Source organism: Pseudomonas sp. CFBP 8771, from assembly GCF_014841695.1.
GTDB classification, from domain to species: domain Bacteria; phylum Pseudomonadota; class Gammaproteobacteria; order Pseudomonadales; family Pseudomonadaceae; genus Aquipseudomonas; species Aquipseudomonas baltica.
This window is the reverse complement of the sequence record NZ_JACYUJ010000009.1, coordinates 87,106-105,059: the sequence shown is the minus strand read 5'-3', so window position 1 is coordinate 105,059 and position 17,954 is coordinate 87,106. Positions and strand designations below refer to the sequence as shown.

The 17,954-nt window shown below is 61.5% G+C and carries 14 protein-coding genes; 8 read left to right on the top strand and 6 right to left on the bottom strand.

Annotated elements, in window-relative coordinates:
* Window positions 1-392 precede the first annotated feature (392 nt).
* The 8 genes from IFT80_RS20215 (at window position 393) to IFT80_RS20180 (ending at window position 10,454) form a co-directional block, all read left to right on the top strand.
* Window positions 393-1,772 carry a polynucleotide adenylyltransferase PcnB gene (locus IFT80_RS20215; RefSeq protein WP_192138182.1) on the top strand — a complete coding sequence of 460 codons (1,380 nt, stop codon included), beginning with the start codon at window positions 393-395 and terminating at the stop codon, window positions 1,770-1,772.
* Window positions 1,773-1,774: 2 nt separating this feature from the next.
* Window positions 1,775-2,251: a 2-amino-4-hydroxy-6-hydroxymethyldihydropteridine diphosphokinase gene (folK, locus tag IFT80_RS20210; protein WP_192138181.1), complete on the top strand. Its 477-nt coding sequence runs from the start codon at window positions 1,775-1,777 to the stop codon at window positions 2,249-2,251.
* A gap of 200 nt (window positions 2,252-2,451) precedes the next feature.
* Window positions 2,452-3,252, top strand: a complete 801-nt coding sequence (gene panB / locus IFT80_RS20205) for a 3-methyl-2-oxobutanoate hydroxymethyltransferase (RefSeq protein ID WP_192104424.1) — start codon at window positions 2,452-2,454, stop codon at window positions 3,250-3,252.
* Complete coding sequence (gene panC / locus IFT80_RS20200) at window positions 3,249-4,118, top strand: pantoate--beta-alanine ligase (RefSeq protein WP_122480174.1); 870 nt, start codon at window positions 3,249-3,251, stop codon at window positions 4,116-4,118. Before panB ends, panC begins: the two co-directional genes overlap by 4 nt.
* Before the next feature lie 219 nt (window positions 4,119-4,337).
* Window positions 4,338-6,002, top strand: a complete 1,665-nt coding sequence (gene pgi / locus IFT80_RS20195; protein ID WP_122480175.1) for a glucose-6-phosphate isomerase — start codon at window positions 4,338-4,340, stop codon at window positions 6,000-6,002.
* 110 nt (window positions 6,003-6,112) lie between these two features.
* Entirely contained in the window at window positions 6,113-7,129 is a 1,017-nt protein-coding gene (locus IFT80_RS20190; RefSeq protein WP_192138180.1) for a class I SAM-dependent rRNA methyltransferase, read from the top strand.
* A gap of 113 nt (window positions 7,130-7,242) precedes the next feature.
* On the top strand, window positions 7,243-10,152 hold the full coding sequence (locus tag IFT80_RS20185; protein ID WP_192138179.1) for a DUF748 domain-containing protein: 2,910 nt from the start codon (window positions 7,243-7,245) through the stop codon (window positions 10,150-10,152).
* Window positions 10,149-10,454: a DUF2845 domain-containing protein gene (locus tag IFT80_RS20180; protein ID WP_122480178.1), complete on the top strand. Its 306-nt coding sequence runs from the start codon at window positions 10,149-10,151 to the stop codon at window positions 10,452-10,454. The genes IFT80_RS20185 and IFT80_RS20180 overlap by 4 nt, the downstream gene beginning before the upstream one ends.
* 98 nt (window positions 10,455-10,552) lie before the next feature.
* Here the strand turns inward: IFT80_RS20180 and IFT80_RS20175 are convergent, their stop codons facing one another.
* The 6 genes from IFT80_RS20175 to infB all read right to left on the bottom strand — a co-directional run bounded on the left by IFT80_RS20175 (window position 10,553) and on the right by infB (window position 17,948).
* Window positions 10,553-10,903, bottom strand: a complete 351-nt coding sequence (locus IFT80_RS20175; RefSeq protein ID WP_192104420.1) for a BON domain-containing protein — start codon at window positions 10,901-10,903, stop codon at window positions 10,553-10,555.
* Between the two features lie 319 nt (window positions 10,904-11,222).
* Window positions 11,223-13,328, bottom strand: coding sequence for a polyribonucleotide nucleotidyltransferase (gene pnp, locus IFT80_RS20170; RefSeq protein ID WP_122714828.1), 2,106 nt, complete (start codon window positions 13,326-13,328; stop codon window positions 11,223-11,225).
* A 251-nt stretch (window positions 13,329-13,579) separates the two neighbouring features.
* Window positions 13,580-13,849, bottom strand: a complete 270-nt coding sequence (gene rpsO, locus IFT80_RS20165; RefSeq protein WP_043190760.1) for a 30S ribosomal protein S15 — start codon at window positions 13,847-13,849, stop codon at window positions 13,580-13,582.
* Window positions 13,850-13,992: 143 nt separating this feature from the next.
* A complete protein-coding gene (gene truB, locus IFT80_RS20160; RefSeq protein WP_122480181.1) occupies window positions 13,993-14,910 on the bottom strand; it encodes a tRNA pseudouridine(55) synthase TruB in 918 nt (305 codons plus the stop codon).
* A gap of 5 nt (window positions 14,911-14,915) precedes the next feature.
* The gene (gene rbfA, locus IFT80_RS20155) at window positions 14,916-15,317 is read right to left on the bottom strand and encodes a 30S ribosome-binding factor RbfA (protein ID WP_122480182.1); all 402 of its coding nucleotides are present in this window, start codon (window positions 15,315-15,317) and stop codon (window positions 14,916-14,918) included.
* A gap of 111 nt (window positions 15,318-15,428) precedes the next feature.
* Window positions 15,429-17,948: a translation initiation factor IF-2 gene (gene infB, locus IFT80_RS20150; RefSeq protein WP_122480183.1), complete on the bottom strand. Its 2,520-nt coding sequence runs from the start codon at window positions 17,946-17,948 to the stop codon at window positions 15,429-15,431.
* Between the last annotated feature and the right edge of the window lie 6 nt (window positions 17,949-17,954).

Sequence of the window (17,954 nt, the reverse complement as noted above, 5' to 3'; positions counted from 1 at the left end):
GCGTTGTTTTTGGGGAAACCCGCAGCCAGGCAGAGAACTACAACAACTGCTTTGAAGCAGATGCCAGAACTGGTTGGATCACATCGATCATCACAGCACAGCGACCAAAGCAATCCGTTTGCTCTTGCTCCCGAATAGGGAGACACCCCCGAACCCAGGTTCGGTGGGCAGGGCACTCAACAAAAACAAAAAGCCCGACAAAAAACAAAAACAGAGCACGCAACTACTTCTTGGGGAGCTTCGGCTCCCCTTGTAGTTTCCGGCTTTTGTCCTGCCGCTTGTGCCGACCGGCGCAGCCTCCTACACCATCCCTCGACTAAATGCTAGAATCCCCGCCCATCATGCGGTCGTTCTTCGTATATGGCCGAAAATCCCTTCAAACAGTGCATCCCATGCTGAAGAAGCTGTTCAAGTCTTTGAATACTCCCGCGCGTCATCCGCAGCACCGGCGTACCACGCCCGAAGTGCTCAATGCTGGCCAACACTCGCTGCAGCGCAGCCAGTTCAGCCGCCACGCCGTGGGCATCGTCGAACGCCTGCAGACTGCTGGCTACCAAGCCTATCTTGTAGGCGGTTGCGTACGTGACCTCATGCTGGGCATCGTGCCCAAGGATTTCGACGTCGCTACCAGCGCCACGCCCGAACAGGTACGTGCCGAGTTTCGCAATGCGCGAGTGATTGGCCGACGCTTCAAGCTCGTGCACATCCATTTCGGCCGCGAGATCATCGAGGTCGCGACTTTCCGCGCCAATCACCCGGAAGAAGACGACGAACAGGACGTGCATCGCTCCTCGAGCAGCGAGAGCGGACGCATCCTGCGCGATAACGTCTACGGCACCCTGGAAGACGACGCCCAACGCCGCGACCTCACCATCAATGCCCTGTACTACGATCCGGTCAGCGAACGCATCCTGGACTACGCCAATGGCGTACACGACGTGCGCAACCGCCTGATTCGCCTGATCGGTGATCCAACTCAGCGCTATCAGGAAGATCCGGTGCGCATGCTGCGGGCCGTACGCTTTGCCGCCAAGCTGGATTTCGGCATCGAGAAGCACACGGCTGCGCCGATTCGCGAGCTGGCGCCGATGCTGCGCGAGATACCGTCGGCACGCCTGTTCGAGGAAGTGCTCAAGCTGTTCCTGTCCGGCCATGCCGCCGACACGTTCGAGATGCTGGTCGACCTTCACCTGTTCGATTCGCTGTTTCCGGCGACCACGCAGGCGCTGGAAGACACGCCGACCTACACCCATACGTTGATCAGCGAGGCGCTGCGCAACACTGACCTGCGCATCAAGCAGGGCAAACCGGTGACGCCGGCCTTTCTGTTCGCCGCCCTGCTCTGGCCGGCGTTGCCGGCACGCGTACTGCGCCTGCAGAGCCGTGGCATGCCACCGATCCCGGCAATGCAGGAGGCGGCCCATGAGCTGGTTGCCGAGCAATGTCAGCGCGTCGCCATTCCCAAGCGTTTCACCATCCCTATTCGCGAGATCTGGGACATGCAGGAGCGCCTGCCGCGCCGCAGCGGCAAGCGTGCCGACCTGTTGCTCGACAATCCGCGCTTCCGCGCCGGCTACGACTTCCTGCTGCTTCGCGAAAAAGCCGGCGAAGAGACCGAAGGCCTGGGTGAGTGGTGGACCGACTATCAGGACTGCAACGACAGTCAGCGCCGCGAGATGATCGCGGACCTGGGCGGCAAGGATGAATCAGGTGCGCCACGCAAGCGTCGTCGTACCGGCACCAAGCGCAAGCGCGGCGAGGGCGACGAATAAGCATGGTGCGCGTGCACATCGGGCTGGGCAGCAATCTGGATAGCCCGCAACGGCAATTGCATGAGGCCCTGCAGGCCCTGGCCGCACTGCCGGACACCACGCTGGCAGCGGTTTCTTCGTTCTACACCAGCGATTCACTGCTGCCCGGCCAGCCGCGCTACAGCAATGCCGTAGCAGCCCTGGACACCGGGCTGGCGCCGCTGCCACTGCTCGATGCGCTGCAGGCGATCGAGAACGAGCAGGGCCGCGAGCGTGCCGAGCGCTGGGGGCCGCGCACCCTGGACCTGGATATCATCACCTATGCCGACCGGGTGATCGACGAGCCTCGTTTGCAAGTGCCGCACTACCACCTTCAAGTCCGTGCATTCGTGCTGTATCCGCTGGCCGAAGTGGTTGAAGAGGGCTTCATGCTGGCGGACGGCCGCAGCCTGCGCGAGTTGCTGGCTGCCTGCCCGTTCGCAGGGCTTGAGAGGCTGTAGCGCAGGCAGGCCTCTTCGCAGGCTCTGTTCGCGCAGAAGCCGTCAACCCAATTGACTTCCCCGGTCGTGCTCACGACTATAGGCGGCCCGTTGCACCCCCGAGGTGCCAAACGGCGCGAAACCAACCTTTATGAGTGGGTTTCCAAACATCACGACAGATGATGTTGTGTCGACACAGCGCCAGCCCGAGGATACTTTTCATGCCCGAACTCACCCTGACCGCCCTGCAGAGCCTCAAGCTCAAGGGCGAAAAGATCACCATGCTGACCTGCTACGACGCGACGTTCGCCCACGCCGCCTGCGCGGCCGGCGTCGAAGTATTGTTGGTGGGGGATTCGCTGGGCATGGTGCTGCAGGGGCATGACAGTACCTTGCCGGTGACCGTGGCGGACATGGCCTACCATGTCGGCTGTGTGAAACGTGGCAACCAGGGGGCCTTCATCGTTGCCGACCTGCCGTTCATGGCTTATTCCACCTGCGAGCAAACCCTGGCCAACAGTGCACTGTTGATGCAGGCCGGGGCGCACATGGTCAAGCTCGAAGGCGCCGCCTGGCTCGCCGAATCGGTGCGCCTGCTGGCCGAGCGCGGTATTCCAGCCTGCGTCCACCTGGGGCTGACCCCGCAATCGGTGAACTTGCTGGGCGGCTACAAGGTGCAAGGGCGCCAGGACATCCAGGCACGCCAGATGCGTGCCGACGCCATCGCCCTGGAGCAGGCCGGAGCGGCCATGCTGCTGCTCGAATGCGTGCCCGTCGAGTTGGCTGCCGATATTGCCCAGGCAGTGAAAGTGCCGGTGATCGGCATTGGCGCCGGCAGTGCGGTCGACGGCCAGGTGCTGGTTCTGCACGACATGCTCGGGCTCTCCCTGAGCGGCCGCGTGCCGCGGTTCGTGAAAAACTTCATGGCCGGGCAGAGCGATATTCAAGGCGCAATGCGCGCCTACGTAGCCGCCGTCAAGGCGGTGGATTTCCCCGCACCTGAACATGGATTCGCCTCATGAACACCGTCAAGACCGTACGAGAACTGCGCGCCGCCGTGGCCCGTGCCCGTGGCGAAGGCAAGCGTATCGGCCTGGTGCCGACCATGGGCAACCTGCACAGCGGTCATGCCGCGCTGGTCGCCAAGGCTACCCAGCGTGTCGATTTCGTCGTGGCGAGTATCTTCGTCAACCCGTTGCAATTCGGCGCCGGCGAAGACCTGGACAAGTATCCGCGCACCCTGGCGGCCGATCAGGAACGGCTGGTGCAGGCAGGCTGCAGCCTGCTGTTCGCACCATCGGCAGCGGAAATGTACCCCGACGGCATGGCCGGGCAGACCCGAGTGAGCGTTCCGCAATTGTCCGAGGGCTTGTGCGGCAGCAGTCGTCCAGGCCATTTCGAAGGCGTGGCGACGGTGGTCAGCAAGCTGTTCAACATGGTCCAGCCGGACCTTGCCGTGTTTGGCCAGAAGGACTACCAGCAACTGGCCGTGATTCGCGCGCTGGTACGCGACCTCAATATGCCTATCCAGATCATCGGCGAGCCGACCGTGCGTGCCGAAGACGGCCTGGCGCTGTCTTCGCGCAATGGGTATCTGAGCCAGGAGCAGCGTGCCCAGGCACCTCTGCTGTATCAGGTGCTCAGCCAGGTCGCGGCGCAGATAAGCCAGGGCCGTCGCGATTACCCGCTGCTGCTGGACCATGCCAAGCAGGTCATTGCCCAAGCCGGCTTCGCTCCTGAATACCTGGAAATCCGGCATGCGGTGACCCTGCGTCCGGCCACTGCCGAAGACCGCGACCTGGTGATTCTGCTCGCGGCGAATCTGGGTACCACACGACTGATCGACAACCTGCACCTGGACCTCGATCACGACACTCAACACAGCTGAACCGCGACAGCCTGAAAGTCCCTCGCGCATCGTTCACTAGGCGCAGACAGAACGCGCGCGGCGGTTTAAGGTGGTGCAGCGTCCGAACCGTGCATTGGCAGCCGATCAGCGGCCCGCAACCACCCTGGCCGCCTGCTGGATCTTTCGATGCAGCAGGCACGCAACCGGCCGAGCGTTCCAATGTCCAAAGGCAGTTCAAGAAAAAGGAAATTTGCAGCGATGGCGTACTACCGAACCCCGCATGACGTGACCACCCTGCCCGCTTGGCAGGCGCTAACCCAGCACCGCGCTGCCATGCAAGACTTCAGCATGCGCGATGCCTTCAATGCCGACCCTCAGCGCTTCGAGCATTTCTCCCTGAGCGCCTGCGGGCTGTTCCTCGACTATTCGAAAAACCTGATCGACACCCAAACCCGCGATCTGCTGGTGCAACTGGCCAACGAAGTGGACCTGCAAGGCGCGATCAAGGCGATGTTTGCCGGCGAACTGCTGAACGCTTCCGAAGGCCGTCCGGCGTTGCACACCGCATTGCGCCGCCCGGTGGGCGACAAGCTCAATGTCAACGGTGTCAACGTGATGCCGGACGTGCACAAGGTGCTCAACCAGATCACCGAGTTGGTCACGCGCATCCATGACGGCCTGTGGCGTGGCTACACCGAGAAGCCGATCACCGACGTGGTGAACATCGGTATCGGTGGCTCCTTCCTCGGCCCGGAACTGGTGTCCGAAGCTTTGCTGCCGTATGCCCAGAAAGGCGTGCGCTGCCACTACCTGGCCAACATCGATGGCAGCGAATTCCACGAGCTGTCGGCCAAGCTGCGTGCCGAGACCACTCTGTTCATCGTTTCCTCGAAATCGTTCAGCACCCTGGAAACGCTGAAGAACGCCCAGGCTGCGCGTGGCTGGTACCTGGCCCAGGGCGGTTCGGAAGCCGAGCTTTACCGCCACTTCATCGCGGTGTCGAGCAACAATGCCGCAGCCGTCGAATTCGGGATCCGCGAAGAAAACATCTTCCCGATGTGGGACTGGGTCGGCGGGCGTTATTCGCTGTGGTCGGCCATCGGCTTGCCGATTGCCATGTCGATCGGCATGGCCAACTTCAAGGAGCTGCTGTCGGGCGCCTACACCATGGACCAGCACTTCCAATCGGCGCCGTTCGAACAGAACATGCCGGTGCTGCTGGCCTTGCTGGGGGTCTGGTACGGCAATTTCTGGGATGCCAAGAGCCACGCGATCCTGCCGTACGACCACTACCTGCGCAACATCACCAAACACCTGCAGCAATTGGACATGGAGTCCAACGGCAAGAGCGTGCGCCAGGACGGCACGCCGGTGAATATCGACACCGGCCCGGTCATCTGGGGTGGCGTGGGCTGCAACGGCCAGCATGCCTATCACCAGTTGCTGCACCAGGGCACCCACATGATCCCGGCCGACTTCATCGTCCCGGTGGTGAGTTTCAATCCGGTCGCCGATCATCACCAGTGGCTGTTCGCCAACTGCCTGTCGCAGAGCCAGGCGCTGATGCTGGGCAAGAGCCGCAGCGAGTCCGAAGCCGAACTGCGCGAGCGCGGCATGGCTGAAGACGAGGTGCAGAAGCTGGCCCCGCACAAGGTCATTCCCGGCAACCGTCCGAGCAACACCTTGGTGGTCGAGCGCATCAGCCCACGTCGCCTCGGCGCCCTGGTAGCCATGTATGAGCACAAGGTGTTCGTGCAGAGCGTGCTGTGGGGCATCAATGCTTTCGATCAGTGGGGCGTGGAACTGGGCAAGGAGCTGGGCAAGGGTGTCTACCAGCGCCTGATCGGTGAAAACGAATCGCTGGCCGAAGATGCCTCTACCCAGGGCCTGATCAACTATTTCCGCGGTCGTCATCGCGGCTGACCCTGGATACCCCGCGGCGCTGCAAGCCAGCGTCGCGGTGGTTCGATACCCCGTTGCGCCGGGCAATTGATGTAGAATTGCCTCCCTTCTTTTTGCGTCAGGCTCCGTGCATGTCCGCTTTGATCCAGGCGCTGCGCGCCGCCCTCGACGTCCGCTCCTCGCTGCTCGAGCAACTGCATGAACAGGGCACTGATTGCTATCGCCTGTTCCATGGCAGCCAGGAAGGCGCCGGTGGCTTGACCGTCGACCGCTACGGTCCGCAATTGCTGATCCAAAGCTTCCATCAGACGCTGACACGCGAAGATCTGCTGGCCCTGTACGGCGCCGTCGAGCAACACCTGCAGACGCCGCTGCTGCTGGTGTACAACGACCGTTCGCGGGGCAACTCGCGGATCGATCGGGAAGACACGGTGTATCGTGCCGAAGACGCGGCGCTGGCCGACATGATCGGACACGAATGGGGCTTGAATTATCGCGTGCGCGGACGGCATCCCGGGCAGGACCCGTTGCTGTTTCTCGACCTGCGCAACGCGCGCGGGTGGGTCAAGCGACACAGTGCTGGCAAAAGCGTATTGAACCTGTTCGCCTACACCTGCGGCGTGGGCCTGAGCGCAGCAGCAGGCGGCGCCCGCGAGGTGTGCAACCTGGATTTTGCCGAAGGCAACCTGGCAGTCGGCGCCGAGAACGGTGCACTGAACCCCGACCTTGCGCCCATGCAGTTCATCCAGTCGGATTACTTTCCCGCCATCCGCCAACTGGCTGGCTTGCCCATCACCCCGCGTCGCGGGCAGAGGCTGCCAGCCTACCCGCGCCTGCAAGAACGCCAGTACGATCTGGTCTTTCTGGACCCGCCCGCCTGGGCAAAGAGTGCGTTCGGCACGGTCGATCTGCTGCGCGACTACCAGAGCCTGCTCAAGCCCGCGATCCTGGCCACGGCCGACAGCGGTGTACTGGTCTGCTGTAACAATTTGGCCAAGGTCAGCCTCGACGACTGGCGTGATCAGGTGTTGCGCTGCGCCGAGAAAGCCGGGCGGCCCGTGCGTGAATGCTCGGTAATGGGCCCGGCGGCCGATTTTCCTTCCAGCGACGGCCAGCCGCCGTTGAAGACGCTGATCCTGAATTTCTAGTTTTCCTACAGCAACTGGTGAAAATTCCATGACTTACGCGGCCTGAGTCATAGGAACCGCATTGACGTGCCATACTCCAAGCACCTCCGATCACGTCAGATGGCCTCTTTTCCATGTCCAAAGGATTGAAACGCACCGCCGCCACCCTTGTGGCGCTGGTAGCGCTGTACGCTCTGCTCGGCTTCCTGATCCTGCCTGGCATCGCCCTGCGGGTTGCCAATCAACAGCTGGCAGACTATTCCACTGTTCCCGCCCAGCTGCAGCGCCTGGAATTCAATCCGTTCAGCCTCGAGCTGACCCTGTGGGGGCTGAAGATCGGTGAACCCGGCGCGGAGCAGATCGGTTTCGAGCGGTTGTACGCCAATCTGCAATTGGACAGCCTGTGGACCGGCGCGCTGCATCTGGTTGCGGTGGAGCTGGAAAAGCCCCGGACCGAAGTGCTGTTCGACAAGACCGGCAAGCTCAACTTGAGCGGCTTGTTCAAGCTTCCCGCCAGCGACCCTGCTGCGCAGGACGCACCGTCCGAACCTTTCGCGTTGCGCATCGGCAGTATCAAACTGGTTGACGGCTATCTGCATTTCAAGGACTTGCGTCCCAGCCAGCCGATCGAGTTTCTCTACGACTCGATGAATCTGGAGCTGCAGAACCTCAGCACGCTGCCGGACGATCACGCCGACATGACCCTGGTGGCCAACAGCCCTCAAGGCGGTCGTATCGACTGGCGCGGACGTATTGGCCTGAGCCCGGTGTCTTCCCAAGGCTCACTGAAGGTGACCGATGCGCAGATGAGCGTCTGGTGGCCGTACGTGCGTGACAGCGTGCCCTTGGCCCTGGAGAAGGGCGTGTTCACCCTCAGTGCCGAGTACAACCTGAACCTGGCCAAGCAGACCGAACTCACCTTGGACAAGGTGGCCCTCACCGTTGCGCCCTTCGCGATCGCCGCTCCCGATGGCCGTCCCTTGGTACGGCTCGAACGCCTTGAGGTCAGCGATACGTCGGTGGACCTGGTCAAGCAGTTGGTCAGGGTTGGTCAGATACGCAGTCACGGCCTGGAAACCTGGGCCGCCCGCGAGGCGGATGGACAGCTCGACTGGCAGAAGCTGTTCGCCAGCCCAACGACGGCACAGATGCAGGCACAGACGCCGGCAGCCAGCAAGCCGGCAGCCGCGCCAGCCAAGCCTTGGCAGGTGTTGCTCAAGGATGTGCAGTTGCGCGACTACCGGGTGCATCTGGCGGACCGTGTGCCGACCGACAACGTGGCAGTAGAGCTCGGGCCCCTCAACCTGGATCTGCGTGATTTCGACAGCCTCAACGGCGCTCCCTTCACCCTCAAGCTGGACACCGGGCTGGGCAAGCAAGGTCACTTGCAGGCCAGCGGCGAGGTCAGCCTGGCCCCGGTTGGCGCACGCCTGAAGGTCAGCACCCAGGACATCGACCTGCGTGTCGCGCAGGCCTACATCAGCCCGCTGATTCGCCTGGAGCTGCGCAGCGGCATGCTCGACAGCGATCTCGCTGTGCAACTGACCAGCACTGAACCCCTGGCGATGACGGTGTCCGGCCGCGCCGAAATCGATCAACTGCACACGCTCGATACGCTCAAGGAGCGCGATTTCGTCAAATGGCAGCACCTGACTCTCGACGGTCTCGACTACCGCCACGGCGATCGCCTGCAGATCGAGCGGGTGCAGCTGCAACAGCCCTACGCGCGCTTCATGATCAACGAAGACCGTACCACCAATATCGACGACCTGCTGATTCCGCAGCCGGCGCAGCCCGCCAACCCGGCCAACGCGGGGAAACCCGCAGGTGCCGAAAAACCTCTCGGAATTCGCATCGGCGCCGTGGACATCGACAATGGCTCGGCCAACTTTGCCGACTTCAGCCTCACCCCGAACTTTGCCACGGCCGTTCAGCAACTCAACGGGCACATAGGTACGATCGACAACCGTCAGGCCAAGCCGGCACGCATCGACATCCAGGGCAAGGTCGACCGCTATGCGCCGGTGACCATCGCCGGTGCGCTGAATCCGTTCGACCCGATGGCCAGCCTGGACATCACGACCAGCTTCAAACGCGTGGAGCTGACCACCCTGACGCCCTATTCGGGCAAGTTCGCCGGGTATCGCATCCGCAAGGGCCGCCTGAACCTCGACTTGCACTACCTGATCACCAAAGGCCAGCTCAAGGCAGAGAACAAGCTGCTGGTGGAACAGCTGCAACTGGGCGACAAGGTAGACAGCCCGGATGCGGTCGATCTGCCGCTGCGCCTGGCCATCGCGCTGCTCAAGGATTCCCAAGGCAGGATAGCCATCGAACTGCCGGTGAGCGGCGATCTGAACAGCCCGCAGTTCAGCGTCATGCCGATCGTCTGGCAGACCCTGCGCAACCTGATGGTTCGTGCCGCTCAGGCGCCGTTCAAGTTCATCGGTGGGCTGGTCAATGGCGGCGGCTCGGAAGACCTGAGCACCGTGTCGTTCCGCCCAGGTTCGGACGAATTGAGCCCAGAGGCCCAGGCGGCCCTGGTGAAGCTGGCGGCGGCCTTGAAGGAGCGCCCGACCCTGCGCCTGGAAATCGAAGGCACCAGCGCCCAGGCCAGCGACGGCCCGCTCATTGCGCAGCAACGCCTGGAGCGCGAATACCAAAGCACCTACTATAAAATGGCCCAGCGCCGTGGCGACAAAGTCCCCGCCACCGCAGCCGAGATGCAAGTGCCTGATGACGACAAGCCGGCGATGCTCGAAGCCATCTACCGTACCCGGCTCAAAGGTCAGCCACCGGTGGAATGGCAACAGCTGGAAAGCAAGGTTCGCACCGACAAGCTACGTGAAGCGGTGCTCAAATCCTGGGCCTCGAACAATGTATTGCTGCGTCAGCTTGGGCAGGCCCGTGCAGGCAGCATCAAGGACTTTCTGGTCGATAAGGGCCAGTTGGCGGACGAGCGTGTGTACTTTATCGATGCAGCCCTGGGCCAGGCCGAAAAAGATGGGCGCATCATCACCCCCCTGCATCTGGATGCCGAATGAACAAATTGACTTGGATGACCTGCGTGCCATTGCTGCTGGCACTGTGCAATACAGCCAGCGCTGCCTCGACGATGCGCTGTGGCAACACCCTGGTGTCGCTGAACGATCGCACGGTTCAGGTAGAGCAGAAGTGTGGTGCGCCTGCCAGCAAGGCGCAGACAGGCTACGAACGCTCGGGGCCGATCAATCGACGCGTCGAACTGCCGATAGAAGAATGGGTGTACGGACCTTCCAATGGCATGAGCCAATACCTGAAGTTCGTCGGCAGCAAACTGGTGCAGATCGAAAGCAGCCGCAACTGACGCATTATTCGAGCGCATGAACAACGCCCATAAAAAAAGCCCCAGCGCATGGCGCCGGGGCTCTCAGTGGCCACATCCCTGTGGCCTTCGCATGAAACTTACTCGGCTTTCAGGCCATCGGCGGAAACTGCTACCACGCCTTTGATTGCCTTGGTGATACGCACGGCAGTTGCTTTCTGAGCATCGGTCACAGCAACGGTCGACGACAGGGATACCACGCCTTTGTTGGTTTCTACCTTGATGTCGGTGCCTGGAATGCCTTTCTCGGTAACCAGATCGGATTTGACCTTGGTGGTGATCCAAGTGTCAGATGTTGCTTCTTTGGCTTTAGTCATGTCACTTGCAGCAACAACCATTGGAGCCTGGGTGGACTGTTGAGCGAAAGCAGCGTTGGCCATGGTCAAGGTCAGCGCGGTAGCAGCAGCGGCAGCAATAGCGAACTTCTTCATACGAGTCACTCCTGTTTTTTGAAAGGTCTGCACCATTTAATGTCTTGGTGGCAGGTGACAAGGATATTGCAGACCTCGTGCCAACCGGCCAACATCGATAAAATCCTTTATTATCAACGACTTGAGATTCTACCAAAAGAAGCCTTTCGTGCAAGTTGCACGCCTGCGGGTAATTTTGCGTGCAAGTTGCAAGTTCACAAAAGTTCCCTGATGTTTTCGAGCGCCTCGGCTTGGCACTTTGAACAAAACGTAGGCTACTGAGCAAACTCTAGACGAAAAAAAAGAGCCCCGCAGGGCTCCTTTTCTCAAGCCAGCGGGTTTACGCGCCCGAAGCCTTTGCAGCAGCAACGTCCTTGATGGACAGCTTGATACGGCCGCGGTTGTCCACGTCCAGTACCAGTACTTCCACTTCCTCGCCTTCCTTGAGGATATCGGTCACTTTCTCTACGCGCGCATCGCTGAGCATCGAGATGTGAACCAGACCGTCCTTGCCAGGCAGGATGTTGACGAAGGCACCGAAGTCAACGATGCGCTCGACCTTGCCCAGATAGATCTTGCCGATCTCGGCTTCTGCGGTGATACCCAGAACGCGCTGACGTGCTGCTTCAGCCGCTTCCTTGGATTCGCCGAAGATCTTGATCGAGCCGTCGTCTTCGATGTCGATCGAAGCCTTGGTTTCCTCGCAGATGGCGCGGATGGTGGCGCCACCCTTGCCGATCACGTCGCGGATCTTGTCGGTGTCGATCTTCATCGCGATCATGGTCGGCGCGTTTTCCGACAGCTCGGTACGCGAAGTGCCGATGATCTGGTTCATCTGACCGAGGATGTTCAGGCGCGCTTCCAGCGCCTGGCCCAGGGCGATTTCCATGATCTCTTCGGTGATACCGTTGATCTTGATGTCCATCTGCAGCGCGGTAACGCCCTTGGCGGTACCGGCTACCTTAAAGTCCATGTCGCCGAGGTGGTCTTCGTCACCGAGGATGTCGGTGAGGATGGCGAACTTGTCGCCTTCCTTGACCAGGCCCATGGCGATACCGGCAACCGGCGCCTTCATCGGCACACCGGCGTCCATCAGTGCCAGGGAAGCACCGCAGACCGACGCCATGGAGCTGGAACCGTTCGACTCGGTGATTTCCGATACCACGCGGATGGTGTACGGGAACACGTCGGCGGCCGGCAGCATGGCCTGTACCGAACGACGGGCCAGACGGCCGTGGCCGATTTCACGACGACCCGCGCCGCCCATGCGACCACACTCGCCCACCGAGAACGGAGGGAAGTTGTAGTGCAGCATGAAGGGGTCTTTCTTCTCGCCTTCCAGGGTGTCCAGCAACTGAGCGTCGCGGGCAGTGCCCAGAGTCGCCACGACCAACGCCTGGGTTTCACCGCGGGTGAACAGGGCCGAACCGTGGGTTTTCGGCAGAACACCGACTTCGATGTTCAGCGGGCGCACGGTCTTGGTGTCGCGACCGTCGATACGCGGCTTGCCGTTGACGATGTTTTCACGAACGGTGCGGTATTCGATCTCGCCGAAGATTTCCTTCACTTCGGCTGCGGTCGGCTTGCCTTCTTCGCCGGAGAACTTGGCGATCACCTGGTCACGCAACTCGCCCAGCTTGGCGTAGCGATCGGCCTTGACGGTGATGGTGTAGGCCTGGGAAACGGCATCGCCGAATTCGCCACGGATCGCGCCCAGCAGCTCGGTGTTCCAGGCTTTCGGGGTCCAGCTCCAGGTAGGCTTGGCGGCTTCTGCAGCCAGCTCGCCGACGGCCTTGATGACCGACTGGAACTCATCGTGGGCAAACAGCACGGCGCCCAACATCTGGTCTTCGGTCAGCTCTTTGGCTTCGGATTCAACCATCAGCACGGCGTCTTTGGTACCGGCCACGACCATGTCCAGGCTCGAAGCCTGCTGCTGCTCGTAGGTCGGGTTCAGCAGGTAGCCAGTGCTCTCGTGGAAGGCCACGCGCGCAGCGCCGATCGGGCCGTCGAACGGAATGCCGGAAATGGCCAGGGCCGCCGAGGTACCGATCATCGCAGCGATGTCCGGGTCGGTTTTCTTGCTGGTGGAAACGACGGTGCAGACGACCTGCACTTCGTTCATGAAGCCTTCGGGGAACAGCGGACGGATCGGGCGATCGATCAAACGCGAGGTCAGGGTTTCTTTCTCGGAAGGACGGCCTTCACGCTTGAAGAAACCACCGGGAATCTTGCCGGCAGCGTAGGTCTTTTCCTGGTAGTGCACGGACAGCGGGAAAAAGCCTTTGCCTGGATCGGCTTGCTTGGCACCTACCACGGTCACCAGTACGGTCACGTCGTTATCGACGGTGACCAGCACGGCGCCGGAGGCTTGACGGGCAATACGGCCCGTTTCGAGGGTTACGGTCGATTGACCGAATTGAAACGTCTTGATTACCGGGTTCACGGTTTCCTACCTTCTGTTGGCTCTTGGGGGAACTGGTTTCTTGCGAAATTCTTGGGCAGAGCGGGGAATCGGCCCCGTTGACCGTCCAGATACAACTTGAGGCTGGAAACCTGCCCGCCCCCGCGGAAAACCCGCTGGGGTACGACAGACAACCAACCTCAGGATTGCGCGTGGCGCCCTCGCAGGCCCGGGCTTGAGCCCGGGCCTGCGAACATGGCAAACCACGCTTGTCACCGCGTGTCGAGCCGCTATTAGCGACGCAGACCCAGACGACCGATCAGGGCGCTGTAACGGGTGACGTCCTTGCCCTTCAGGTAATCCAGCAGCTTGCGGCGCTGGTTGACCATACGGATCAGGCCACGACGCGAGTGGTGGTCCTTGCCGTTGGCCTTGAAGTGACCCTGCAACTTGTTGATGTTGTGCGTCAGCAGTGCAACCTGCACTTCTGGCGAACCGGTATCACCAACGGCTTGCTGGTAGTCGGCAACGATTTGAGCTTTGTCTTCAACGCTAAGAGCCATGAGGCATCTCCACTATCAAGGGCACTGCATGCAGTGTCCAACAGGCCAGGGCAAAACCCTGTTTTCATGAGAAGAGGCGCGACCGTGCCTGTTGACAGCCGTCCTCGACCAGCCGCCACGAATACCGTGACGACCGGGATCGGTCATTCCGACCGAATCAAGCGACGTGGCGCAATGCGCCCGTCTTCGCTCACTTCACCGATTCCGATGAAGCGACCATTGTGATCCTGCACCCGCACCATGCCGAACTTGGGGGCTTCGGGAGCCCTCACCGGCTGGCCGTGGAGCCAGTAGAACGCGCTGTGCTCCGAAAACTGCAGCAGCGGCCAATCCTGCAGGCCGCTGTCCGATGGCAGCAGGAACCTGTCCACTGCCTCGTTGCCGCCTTCGGCATGCACGGCTTCGAGCTCTTCGAGCGTGACCGTCTGCGCCAGGCTGAACGGGCCCGCTTGCGTGCGACGCAGTTCTGCAACGTACGCACCACACCCCAACGCCTCGCCGATGTCTTCGACCAGGGTCCGAATGTAGGTGCCTTTGCTGCAGTCCACGGCGAACCTTGCAGTGGTCTGCTCGCAGCCAAGCAATTGCAGCCGCGCAATAGTAACAGAACGCGGCTCGCGCTCCACTACTTCACCGGCACGCGCCAGCTTGTACAGTGGCTGCCCATCGCGCTTGAGCGCCGAGTACATCGGCGGTATCTGGCTGATCTGGCCACGGAAACGAGGCAATACCGCCTCGATGTCGGAGTGACCGACGGTCACCTCGCGGGTCTGCAGAACCTCGCCCTCGGCATCGGCCGTGGTCGTGGTCTTACCCAGTTGCGCCAGGGTCTCGTAGCCTTTGTCGGATTCGAGCAGGTACTGGGAAAACTTGGTCGCCTCGCCGAAACACAGCGGCAGCACACCGGTGGCCAAGGGATCGAGACTGCCGGTATGACCGGCCTTCTCGGCATTGAGCAGCCAGCGCACTTTCTGCAGCGCGGCGTTGGAAGTGAACCCCAGTGGCTTGTCCAGCAGGATGATGCCACTGACATTGCGACGGATACGCTTGACCTGAGCCACCGGGATTACTCCTTGGTCTCTTTGGCCGACTCGTCCGCGTGATGCTGGCTGTCCTCGGCCACGGCACGCTCGATCAACGCCGACAGATGAGCGCCACGGCTCACGCTTTCGTCGTAGTGGAAGTGCAACTGCGGCACGCTGCGCAGCTTCATTTCCTTGGCCAACTGCATGCGCAGGAAACCGGCGGCCGAGTTCAACACCTTGATGCTCTGGGCGATGTCGGCAGCGCTGTCCTGGCCCATGACGGTGATGAAGATCTTGGCATGACCGACATCGCGGCTGACTTCGACCGCTGTGATGGTGACCAGGCCAACGCGTGGATCCTTGACCTCGCGACGGATCAGTTGCGCCAGCTCGCGCTGCATCTGATCGCCGATACGCTGGGTACGGCTGTATTCTTTTGCCATGTTTCATTACCTGTAACTAGAGCGGCAAACGCCCGATCAGGCTGGGCCGGATCGGGCGTTGCGTTTAGAACCGGCCCGGCGCTGGCCGGACAGGTTCCTGGAGGTCGCAGCTTAGAGAGTACGAGCCACTTGGACTTTCTCGAAGACTTCGATCTTGTCACCGACCTTGACGTCGTTGTAGCTCTTGACGCCGATACCGCATTCCATGCCGGCACGCACTTCGGACGCATCGTCCTTGAAGCGACGCAGCGATTCCAGCTCGCCTTCGAAGATCACGATGTCTTCGCGCAGTACACGGATCGGACGGTTGCGGAAGACCACACCCTCGATGACCATGCAGCCGGCGATTGCACCGAACTTCGGCGAACGGAACACGTCACGCACTTCGGCGATACCCAGGATGTTCTCGCGAACATCGCTGCCCAGCATACCGGTCAGGGCTTTCTTGACGTCTTCGATGATGTCGTAGATCACGTTGTAGTAACGCATATCCAGACCTTCCTGCTCGACGATCTTGCGCGCGCCGGCATCGGCCCGCACGTTGAAGCCGAACAGTACCGCTGTCGAAGCCAGCGCCAGGTTGGCATCGGATTCGGTGATACCACCGACGCCGCCACCGACCACACGCACTTGCACTTCGTCGTTGCCCAGGCCATTCAAGGCACCCTGCAACGCTTCCAGCGATCCACGGACGTCGGATTTGAGGACGATGTTGAGCGTCTTCTTCTCTTCCTGGCCCATGTTTTCGAAGATGTTTTCCAGCTTGCCGGCGTGAGCACGGGCCAGCTTGACTTCGCGGAACTTGCCTTGACGGAACAGAGCCACTTCACGGGCTTTCTTCTCGTCAGCAACCACGCTCATCTCGTCGCCGGCATCCGGGGTACCATCAAGGCCCAGGATCTCGACCGGAATGGCCGGACCGGCTTCCTTGATCGGCTTGCCGTTCTCGTCGAGCATGGCACGTACACGGCCGTAGTTCGAACCGACCAGCACCATGTCGCCCTGACGCAGCGTACCGTCCTGAACCAGCACGGTGGCCACCGGGCCACGGCCCTTGTCCAGGCGCGATTCGACGACCACACCACGGCCAGGAGCCGATGGCGTTGCGGTCAGTTCCAGTACTTCAGCCTGCAGCAACACGGCTTCGAGCAATTCGTCGACGCCAGTACCCTGCTTGGCCGAAACCGGTACGAACGGGGTGTCGCCGCCCCACTCTTCCGAAGTCACACCGTGAACCGACAGCTCGCTGCGGATACGGTCCAGGTCGGCGCCCGGCTTGTCGATCTTGTTCACTGCAACCACCAGCGGCACGCCAGCGGCTTTCGCATGCTGAACGGCTTCGATGGTTTGCGGCATCACGCCGTCGTCCGCCGCGACCACCAGGATCACGATGTCCGTCGCCTTGGCACCACGGGCACGCATCGCGGTAAACGCGGCGTGGCCCGGGGTGTCGAGGAAGGTGACCATGCCGCGTTCGGTTTCGACGTGGTAGGCACCGATGTGCTGGGTGATACCGCCGGCTTCGCCTGCAGCAACCTTGGCACGACGAATGTAGTCGAGCAGCGAAGTCTTGCCGTGGTCGACGTGGCCCATGACGGTCACGACCGGTGCACGAGCGAACGCCTCACCCTCGAACTTCAGCGATTCGGCCAGGGAATCTTCCAGGGCGGTGTCGCTGACCAGGGTCACCTTGTGACCCAGCTCCTCGGCAACCAGCTGGGCAGTTTCCTGATCCAGCACCTGGTTGATGGTGGCTGGCGTGCCCAGCTTGAACATGAACTTGATGATCTCGGCAGCCTTGACCGACATCTGTGCGGCCAGATCGCCAACAGAGATGGTCTCGCCAATTTTCACGTCACGCACCAGCGGGCCGGTAGGGCTCTGGAAACCGTGAGCGTTGCGCTTCTTCAGCTTGCCCTTGCCACGACCGCCACGACGGAAGCCATCGCTCTCTTCGTCGGTGGTACGCGGTGCCGCACGCGGCGTCGGAGCCTTTTCCTTGACGGTGGCACGGTGAGGCTGGTTCTTGCGCTCGCCATCACTGTTGCCACTGCCGCTGCGACGGTCGTCGTTGCGCGGCTTGTCGGGACGCCGAGGCTCTTCCTTCTTGCGCTCAGGAGCCGGTGCAGGTGCCGGGGCGACCGCAGCCACATCGACGCTTGGCGCCGAAGGAGCTTGGGTTGCGGCGGCAGGGGCGTCGGCCTGAGCGGTGCTGCCAGGCTGCTTGCGCGTTTCTTCGTCGGTACGCGAACGCGTGTCCTGCTCGACCTTCTGGCGGGCAGCATCATTCGCTGCGCGACGCTCGTCGAGCTCGCGCTTCTGCTCGGCCTGGATCTCTTCCGGGCTGCGCTGAACGAATACCTTCTTCTTGCGTACTTCTACGCTGATGCTCTTGCTACCGGCCACACGCAGGGTGCTTTGGGTCTTGCGCTGCAAGGTAATCTTGCGCGGTTCTTCCGCTTTCGCCTTGTGGCTGCTTTTCAAATGAGCCAGCAGAGCCTGCTTCTCATTGTCGGTCACAACTTGTCCGGCGTCGGTGTGCGGCAGACCTGCCTCACGCATCTGCTGAAGCAGGCGCTCTACCGGTGCGGCGACCTCTTGGGCCAATTCTTTCACCGTGACTTGCGTCATGCACTT